The organism is Flindersiella endophytica (assembly GCF_054779015.1).
On sequence record NZ_BAAGYY010000010.1, the window covers coordinates 83,936 to 92,941 of the forward strand.

A 9,006-nucleotide genomic window follows, 5' to 3' on the forward strand; every position below is an offset into this window, starting at 1 on the left:
GGTGGTGCGCCATCAGGGACTCGAACCCCGAACCCGCGGATTAAGAGTCCGCTGAAGCCCATGATTCGCAGTACCGGCCTGTCTCTACTCGTGCTGTTCCATCTGGTGAGAGCGGCTCTGAACGTCCGCCCAGTCCGCAGCCATCCGACGTGTTACGCGGAGTCCGTCATCATTCTGTCACCAGTTGAGCCGACCGTACAGTTACGAGGCATGCGATGCAACCATCGGTGATTGGCTCGTGACCTAAGATCGCTCCACACCAGCCTTCGGGTGCTGCTCCGGCTGAGGACCACAAGCTACGCCCCAATGCCCGAGGGGTCCGCAACGCGATGGCGTCCTTGAAGCCCAACCCCGCGTGGCCCGACAACGCTCGATCAGGCCTCGCCTTCGGCGTCGCGGCCTGGCTTGGCCTGCCTCGTACGAGTCCTCCAGACATAGTGGAGCCAGCCTCAGGGCGCCTGGTCCTTCTGAGCTGGTGGCCAGTAGTTGAGGATCTCAGTACGGGTGAAAGGCACGGGAAGCAACTCGTCCAGGTTGGGCTCGCGTACACCACTGCTGCCGTCGCCTCCGAGACCCCTTCCGCGCCACCCCACTCCCGCCAGTGGATCCCGATCAAACCGTCCACGGCGAAATCGTCATACATGATCGGCCACCTCGGCCAACAGCATGCCGTGCCGATCGTTAGTGTCGCATCCGCCGCCCGCCTGGTCGTGCGAATGATCGTTGTGCTCGCTCATCGTGCCACCGCAGCCAGGCGCTGAGTCTGCTCGGACGAAGTCACCTGTCGAGCACGAGCCTGCTCGCGAATCTTGCTGGAGCCCTGTGGTCTGTTCCATCAGGCGGAGTAGGAGTGACACCTGTGAAGGCTCGTGATGCCGCCGGGCAAGGAGATAGTTGCCGTCAGCCGCAAGGTCGGTGTCTCGGGGCTGACCGGGGCCGCAAGGTTGCCGCAAGGTCGGTGGGCAGGTGGAGTGTCACCGTGGGGTGCCGGATCGGTTGGTTCGGCACCGTCGCCGATGGTCGGAGTTGTGATGTCCGGGTTCAGTGCTTATCACGGTGTTGATGGAGCGACGCATCAGGAGCGGGTCGCTGATTTGGCTTCTGCCGGCTTCCGGCCGGTCGCGCTGAACGTTTCGGGAGATCCTCGCGACGCCCGTTACGCCGCGGTGTGGGTTGCCCTTCCGGGCCCTGCGTGGGTTGCCGTGCATGGCCTGACAGCAGCGGACTACCAGGCCCGCTTCAGTGAGCTGACCAGCCAAGGTTATGCGCCGACGATCCTCACTGCTACTGGCCCTGCGGGCGGTGAGATCCTCGCCGCCGTCTTCGAGCAGGGTGCGAGTCGGGCGTGGTTCGCGCGGCACGGCCTGCGATGGGATCCGGACACTGATCCCGACACCGTCACGCACGAGAACAACCGCGCGTTCGCCGAGGGGTACCTCCCCCAGAGCCTTACCGTCTACGGAACTACGACCGACCGGCGCTTCGCCGGTGTATGGGTGAAGAACACCGAGGCCACCTTGTGGTCCTGGTGGTCGATCGAGCCAGCCGCGTACCAGCGGTTCTTCGAGGCACTCGTGAACGGTGGCATGCGTCCCGTCGTTCTCTCGGTCGCTGCGGACGGGCGCATCCTGGCGGCGTTCCGGGATGACGAGATAGGCCGCTGGAACGCGCGGCACGGCATCAGCGCAGCTGAGTACCAGGTCGAGTTCGACACTCAACAGGCCGAGGGCCTCCGCCCGATTGTCGTCGCCGCTGGTGGTGATGGCGCCGAAGCGCGGTATGCGGCTGTCTTCGCCGCCGATGACACTCCCTCGCGGCGGCGCTGGAACGCTACGGGTGAAGGCTTTCCCGGCGCGGCCGACCTCGACGTGGCCGTTCGTACGTTCATGGTTCGGCACGGCATCCGCGCGGGCTCGGTGGCGATCGGCCGCGATCCGACCATCGTCGGCGCCCGCGGATACACGTGGGCCGAGCCGGGATACCCGATCACCCGGCCGGAGACCCGGTTCCGGATCGCCAGCCTCAGCAAGATCTTCGCTGCCGCCGAGATCAGCCGTCTGGTTGCGGCCGGCAAGCTGTCCTGGGGCACCAAGGCCTTCGCGTTCGTCGGCGTCACTTCGGCACTGCCGGCCGGGACCCCGGCAGCCGCGGGCATGGATACGATCACCGTCGAGCAACTCGTGCTACGCACCAGCCGGCTGCCACGCGACTTCGATCGGGAACAGCGGGAAATCGCGGCCAGCCTGGGAATCACCAACGCCCCCCTCGCACGCGACGCCATGCTTCGCTACCTGTACGGACGCCCGCTTCTCGGTTCCGTACCAGCTGGCGGGCTGTACTCCAACGCCGCCTTCTGCCTGCTGACGTCGGTCGTCGAGCGGGCGTCCGGGCTGTCGTTCACCGATGCGGTGGAGCAGGATGTGCTACGAGCGTTGGGGATCCGCGACGACGTGAGCCTGGCGGCCACGGCGCGGGGCGCTCGCCAGCCCGGCGAGGTGTCGACCTACGATCATGCCGACGTCCGGGCATCGCAGCTGAACTACGCATCGGATGCGCTGGCGCCGAACGCGTACGGCGGTGGCTTCGTGCTGGAGACGGGCGCCGGTTCCGGCGGCCTGCTCACCTCGGCACCGACGGTCACCCGCGTGATCGCCAGGCATCCGGTGTGGAACGCCGACAGCGCGCACCTGACCGGACGTGAAGTGGCAACCCGTTACGGCACCCTCGACGGGACCTCGAGCGGCGCCTGCAGCCGGGACGACGGACTGGACTTCGCGTTCCTGTTCAACCGGCGCGTCACCGACGCCGAACACGACGAGATCCGCGACGCCATCAACGTCGTCCTGACCGCCCACAGCCAAGCCCTGTAAGCGTGTTCTCGAGTGCGGTCGACTCTATCGATGGCTGAGCCGGCAGCATCAGCCTCAACCGGGCGGTCCTGGCTCGGTGCTGTTGAAGCTGTGCCGGCCGTTGGTGTGGGCCTGGTCGAGCTCGTGGAGCCTGGTGCGGATCTGTTGTGTGTCTGGGTGTCCGAGGTCGTCGAGGAGGTTCAGGGCGCGCTGCCATGCCTGACGCGCCGCGGTGAGCGCATCGGCGGTCCGGTGCGTGTCGCCGAGGCGGGTGAGTGTGTTGGCCAGCTCGTAGTGGTCGCCGAGTTCTTGATACAGGTCAGCGGCGTGCCGATAGCAGGTGACGGCCCGGTTGTGGTCGCCGAGGTGGTGGTGGGCGTAGCCGAGGCTGTCCCACGTGTGGGCTTGCCCGACCCGGTCGCCGAGCTCTTGTTGCAGTTCGAGGGCCTCCTGGCAGTGGGTGACGGCCTGCTGGTGATCCCCGAGGTGGATGTGGTGCCAGCCAATATCGTTGAGCGCCATAGCTTGGCCGATCCGGTGACCGGTGCCTCGGTACAGGTCGAGGGCCTGTTGGCAGTGCTGGAGCGCTTCGGCGTTGCGGTTCTGGAGCTCGTAGGCCTGGCCGAGGAATCGATGGGTGTGTGCTTGCCCGTTCTCGTCGGCGAGCTCCCGGTACAGGTCGAGGGCCCGCCGCAGGTGGGTGTGCGCGTCGTCGAGGCTACCCAGTCGGAGGTAGGCGCGGGCGATACCGCGGTGGGCGGCGGCCTGCCCGGCGGTGTCATTCATCCTCCTCGCGGCTTCCAGCGTCGCGTGGTGGACAGCGGCCCAGTCGTGCCAGTGCCCCTGCCGATCGAGGTAGTCGGTCATGGCGGAGGCCAGTTGCCGCATGTGAGCATGGAATCCGATGCTGGACGCGTAATCGACGGCCGCGAGGAGCACCGCGTGTTCGGTGGTGAACCAGGCCAGGGCCTGTGCGTACCCGGCGAACTGCTCAGTCGTGACGCCGTCTTGTCGTGGCGTCAGGTTTACCGGGTCCAGGTGCGGCTGCAACTGGAGAGCGGCCGCACGTGCCGTGTACAGGTAGTGATCGAACACCCGATGGAGTGCGGCGCGCCGTTCGGAGTCGGTGTCGTAGAAATCTGCGAGCTCAGCGGCGTAGGCGCGGAGCAGGTCATGGAAGGTGTAGCGGCCAGGGCTCCGCTGGCTGATCAGGTGCGCGCGGGTCAACTCGCCTAGCAGCGGGCGAGTTGCGCTGACCGGGATGCCGGCAAGGCTCGCCGCAGCCGGCGTCGAAGTGTCTGGGCCCTGGTGCAGGCCAAGCAGCCGGAACATGCGCGCGACCTCGGGGCCGAGTTGCCGGTAGGACCAGGAGAACACTGCCCGGGCATCGATGGCCAGATCCGAGCTGGCGAACTCGTTCAGGCTGCTTCGTGCCTCATGTAGTTCCGTGGCCAGCGCGGCAAGGGGGAAGTCCGCATGCGCGGACGCGCGGGCGGCCACGATGGCCAGCGCCAGGGGAAGCCGGGCGCAGGAGCCGATGATGTCGTCCACCGCCTGCGGTTCGGCGGCTGTGCGTTCGTGGCCTAGGCGCCGGGACAACAGCTGTCTGGCCTCGGCAACGGTGAGCAGGTCGAGGCTCAGCGGACGGGCTCCCACGGTAGCGACCAGGCCGTTCAGTTGGTTGCGGCTGGTCACCACCACCAGGCAGCCCGGCACACCGGGGATCAACGGCCGCGCCTGCTCGGAGTCACGGGCGTTGTCCAGCACCACAAGGACTCGTCGTCCTGCCAGCAGACTGCGATAGAGGCCGGTCTGCGCCTCGAAACTGGCGGCGATCCGTTCCGGTGGAACCTCGAACGCATCCAGGAACCCGCGTACCGCCTCCGCAGGCGTGACCGGAGATCCGGACGGGTCGAATCCCCGCAGGTTGACATACAACTGCCCGTCGGCGAACTCCTCGCGGACCCGATGGGCCCAGTGCACTGCCAGCGCGGTCTTGCCCACTCCGGCTGTGCCCGACACCGCGGAGATCACCACTGCCGTCGACTGGCCGGTAGAGGCGGTGAGCAGGCTGTCCAGTTGGTGCAGCTCGGTTTCGCGGCCGGTGAATCCGTACATGTCCGGCGGCAGCTGAGCCGGCGTCGCCAGCAGCGTGGGGACAGCGGGCTGATCGGCTCGCGGCGACGGAAGGTCGTTGCGCAGGATCGCCTCGTGCAGGGCGCGCAGGTCCGGGCCGGGATCGGTGCCGAGCTCACTGGCCAGCCGATGCCGGATCGCGGTGTAGCGGTCGAGTGCCTCCGCGTCGCGTCCCGCCGCGTGCAGGGCCCGCATCAGCAGGTCCTCCAGGGGTTCGACGAAGGGGTGCTCGGCGACGAGATCGGACAGAGTGGCGATCACGGCCGGGGCATGCCCGAGCCGGATCTCGAGCTGTGCCCATTGCAGAACCGCGTCCAGCCGGAGCTGGTGCCAACTGCTGCGCACCTGTTCGGCCCATCGCCCTTCGAGCCCGGCCAGTGGGCTGCCGCGCCACAGGCTCAGCGCAGCCATGAGCGAATCGGCCCGATCCGCCTCGGCGCGGCTCGGGTCACGGCCCCGGTCGACCAGACCTCGGAACCGGTGCAGGTCTACCAGGTCCGGGTCGATGTCGACCACGTAACCGGCATGCCTGCGCTCGAGTACGACTGCCGTCTCACCTGTGCGGGCTGCCACCTGCCTCAGTAGCTGGCGGATCCGGCTCACATGGGAGTACAACACGTTGCGCGCCTCGACCGGAGGGCTGTCATCCCAGACCCGATCCACCAGCGTCTCAACGGCCACCGGCCGGCCCGCATCCAGCAGCAAGGCCGCCAGCACCGTCTGTTGCCGCGGGGTGCCCAGATCAGCCGGCCTGCCAGCGGCGACCAACTCAACCTCGCCGAAAAGCCGGAATTCCATACGCCCCCCGGCGCTCGTAGACCCACATCCGGCAAATACCTACGTGTCGATAGTGGACGGTTCGCGCGGTCAGCGCAAGGGCATTACTCTCGCCCGCACGGGTCATCCGTCCCACCAGGGGTTGACCGAGGGGCGCAAGATTTCCGCAAGGTTCGCGAGCAGGTTCCTGGTCGACTCTTGACCTCGCCAGAGCGCACATGCCGCGCCAACCTGGAGGAGCATGATGAGCCAGCCTCATACGCATGAGCACACGCACGAGCACCCGCATGACCACGCACCCGGCGAGTGCGACACGACCGGGCGGCACGGCATGCTGCTGTTCGGTGAGGACGTGTTGTATCTGTCGCACCTTCCGATGTACGCGTGTCCGCACAACTTCCAGGTGCTGCTGGCGGTAGAACTGGACGAGGCTGCGGCGAAGACCCTCCGGGACGACCGTGAGCTGAACGGCAACGGTCAGTACACCGTCGATCCGACGGTCTTTCCGATCGCCGAACTCGAATCGCATGAAGGTCGACCCGAGCGGACCTCGCTCCAGGCAACCCTCGTGCGCGGGCACTTCGAACGTGGTGGCACACCCATCGCCAGCGACATCATCATCGGCGTACGCAAGGTCGTGCGGTTCAGCGAACTCGATCTCACCGCGGAACCCGACGCGGATCGGGCCTCGAGCTATCTGTGCTTCGGCCAAACCGGACAGCTGTACCTCGCGCACGAACTGAGCGCGCGACCCAACTACGACCACGTGCTGCGGGTGCGGTTCGTCCCTGGCTCGATGACCAACCAGATGGGTGCAGCCCTGGCCGACGACCTCACCGGGCTCCACTTCGACACGGCCCAGCCGGTGACCTTCACTCGACACGACATTGTCAAGCAACGCTTGCGTCCAGGAGAGGTCGTCACAGGGTCCTTCCGTTTCACCTCGGCACCCGGCGGCGCCCGCGGTTTTACCGTCGGCCTGGAAGTCGAGCGGGAACTGTACCTCGAGATCAACGAGTTGGCGTGACCCGGGCCGAACTCCACCAAACCTGATCGGAAATCCTGTGACCAAAATCCCCATAGAGAGCGTCGAGTACGAAACAGTCACCAATCTCATCGACGCCGCCGGGCCCATCGGCACTGGCTTCAACATCATCAAATTTATCTACGAATTCGGTAAAACCAGCCCGGTCGAGTACGCCATCGAAGACATCCGTCGCGAGATCGAGCGTATCCAACTGCAACTGGATGGCCTGGAGCACCGGCTCGACACGAACACGCAGAAGATCGTCAAGGCGGAGAACCTGGCGCGTCAACGCCTTCTACGTGAGCAAGTGGTGGCGCTGTCGGCCCGTGCCTTCCAGATCTCGAACAACCCCACTGACCGAGCGGGCGCGGCAACGGCCGCTTTCGAGGCTGGACAGCGCGCGGACACGTTCCTGGTCGATGAGGATCTGTGGCTGTGGAGCGACGTACGTATCGTGACACTGCACGATGAGAACGGGCAGCCCCTTAGCGAACCCCACGTCGAGCCGGTTGGCCCCGACTTCAAGGTGGCACTTGCCTTGCCGGTCTACTCGATGGCTCTGGCGGTGACGGTCGCGGGGATGATGACCGACACCGGCGGCGACAAGCAGGCAGTGCGCGAACGCTATGGCGAATGGCTCGACCGCCACATCACGGCCGTCTCCGTCAGGCCCGACTGGCGAGACGACGGCCGCGAAGCGGTGACCGTCCCTGAGCGCATCCGCGCGCGCATCACCTGTATGCCAATGGCGCAGTCCAAGTTCGCTCAGAACGGCGTGTGCCAGTTCACCGTCCAGTGCAACAACGACATCGACCGAACCAGGCTGGTGATGCGCGAGTTCAGCGTCACGATGGATGATCCAGGCCCGACGATCCTGTGCACCATCAACCCGGAAGTAGTGGTCCAGGACGAGCGACAAGTCGAAGAGGAATATCCGCCGATCATGGGGCTGGCGCTATGGGAGGAGATGCTCAAATCCATCGCCGCCAGCGGCCATCTGCCAGGAGAGCAGTTCATCGGTGTGTTCCCGAACTGGACGGCCTGGATGACCGCGATGTACGCCGTGGACCGCGATCTGAATCTCGACTACTTCAGGCAGACACTGCCCAGCACCACTGGCGCATGGGAAGGCCCGCTGCGGGTGGGCAACGGCTGGAACTTCGAGGCCATCATCCCGGGTGGCGTCGGCGCCGTACTCGCCAAGCGACCGGACGGTCAATGGCTGTGGTACTACCACCGCGGCGGCGACCTGACCCCACCTAACAACACATGGATCGGCCCCAACTCCATCGGCACCTGGAACGGCGGCGACCCGGCCCTCACCAAATGGTTCCATTTCGGCGCCGGCTACGGCGTCGTCTACGGCATCGTGCTCGACGATCCCACGCACGAATTCACCGTCGGCGACCTGTACTGGAACCACTTCAGCGGCTACCTCACCGGCCAGGGCGGCTTCACGACACCGCAACGCATAGGAAACGGCTGGGACAGCCTCAATCCGGTGTTCTCAGGCAGCGAAGGCACCATCTACGGCATCCGGCCCAACGGCCTACTGCGTTGGTACAACCACACCGGCTGGCCCACCGGCGCCAACACCTGGGCCGAGCCACGCGACCTCAACACCAACGTCGACTGGCGCCCGTTCGAACGTCTCGTGCCAGGCGGCGAAGGCGTCATCTACGGCATCCTGCCCAACGGAGCCATGCGCTGCTTTCGGCACCTGGGCTGGCGAAACGGCGACGACCGGCTAGAAGGACCACTGTCGGTGGGCCGAACCTGGCGCCTCTACCGCCCACTGTTCGCCGCGCAACCCGGCGCAATCGGTGGACTGCACTGACACACCATCCCAAGGGAAACGAGACCTCATGTCCGAGATACACAAGCTATTTCCTAACGCCGGCGCGCTGCTCACACCTCACAGTCACGCCGAACTCAGGATCACCGAGAAATATGCTCGCCTGAACGGTGCTCCCGGCGCCAAGGTCGGCGGACTGGAGCCGTCCAGGGCGGGCGCTGGCGGGTTCTTTCAACGCTATGAGAGCAGCGCCATCTACTGGCGCCAAGACGTCGGGACGTGCTGGGTCCTCGGCGCCATCTATCGGAGATACCTCGAACTGGGCGACGAACTGAGCTACCTCGGGTTCCCAGCCACAGACGAAACAGACTGGACCGATCCAGACACCCAACAGCCCGGACGTATCAGCCACTTCGAGCAAG

5 protein-coding genes are annotated in these 9,006 nt (G+C 66.0%); 4 read left to right on the top strand and 1 reads right to left on the bottom strand.

What is annotated here, in order from left to right:
• Positions 1–1,031 precede the first annotated feature (1,031 nt).
• Complete coding sequence (locus ACYVF6_RS11090; protein ID WP_460519683.1) at positions 1,032–2,870, top strand: serine hydrolase; 1,839 nt, start codon at positions 1,032–1,034, stop codon at positions 2,868–2,870.
• Between the two features lie 54 nt (positions 2,871–2,924).
• On the opposite strand, the gene ACYVF6_RS11095 is transcribed toward ACYVF6_RS11090, so the two are convergent.
• Positions 2,925–5,783: an AfsR/SARP family transcriptional regulator gene (locus ACYVF6_RS11095; protein WP_460519686.1), complete on the bottom strand. Its 2,859-nt coding sequence runs from the start codon at positions 5,781–5,783 to the stop codon at positions 2,925–2,927.
• A 223-nt stretch (positions 5,784–6,006) separates the two neighbouring features.
• Between ACYVF6_RS11095 and ACYVF6_RS11100 the strand changes: the two genes are divergently transcribed.
• The 3 genes from ACYVF6_RS11100 to ACYVF6_RS11110 all read left to right on the top strand — a co-directional run.
• Positions 6,007–6,789 carry a hypothetical protein gene (locus tag ACYVF6_RS11100; protein ID WP_460519688.1) on the top strand — a complete coding sequence of 261 codons (783 nt, stop codon included), beginning with the start codon at positions 6,007–6,009 and terminating at the stop codon, positions 6,787–6,789.
• 37 nt (positions 6,790–6,826) lie between these two features.
• Entirely contained in the window at positions 6,827–8,626 is a 1,800-nt protein-coding gene (locus tag ACYVF6_RS11105) for a tachylectin-related carbohydrate-binding protein (RefSeq protein WP_460519691.1), read from the top strand.
• A 28-nt stretch (positions 8,627–8,654) separates the two neighbouring features.
• The coding region (locus ACYVF6_RS11110) for an LGFP repeat-containing protein (protein ID WP_460519694.1) at positions 8,655–9,006 on the top strand (352 nt) is incomplete at its 3' end.

What these genes read in the sequence shown, in the direction of transcription:
- ACYVF6_RS11090 (WP_460519683.1), top strand. Translation starts at nt 1,032, where the DNA reads ATGTCCGGGTTCAGTGCTTATCACGGTGTTGATGGAGCGACGCATCAG.
- ACYVF6_RS11095 (WP_460519686.1), bottom strand. Translation starts at nt 5,783, where the DNA reads ATGGAATTCCGGCTTTTCGGCGAGGTTGAGTTGGTCGCCGCTGGCAGG.
- ACYVF6_RS11100 (WP_460519688.1), top strand. Translation starts at nt 6,007, where the DNA reads ATGAGCCAGCCTCATACGCATGAGCACACGCACGAGCACCCGCATGAC.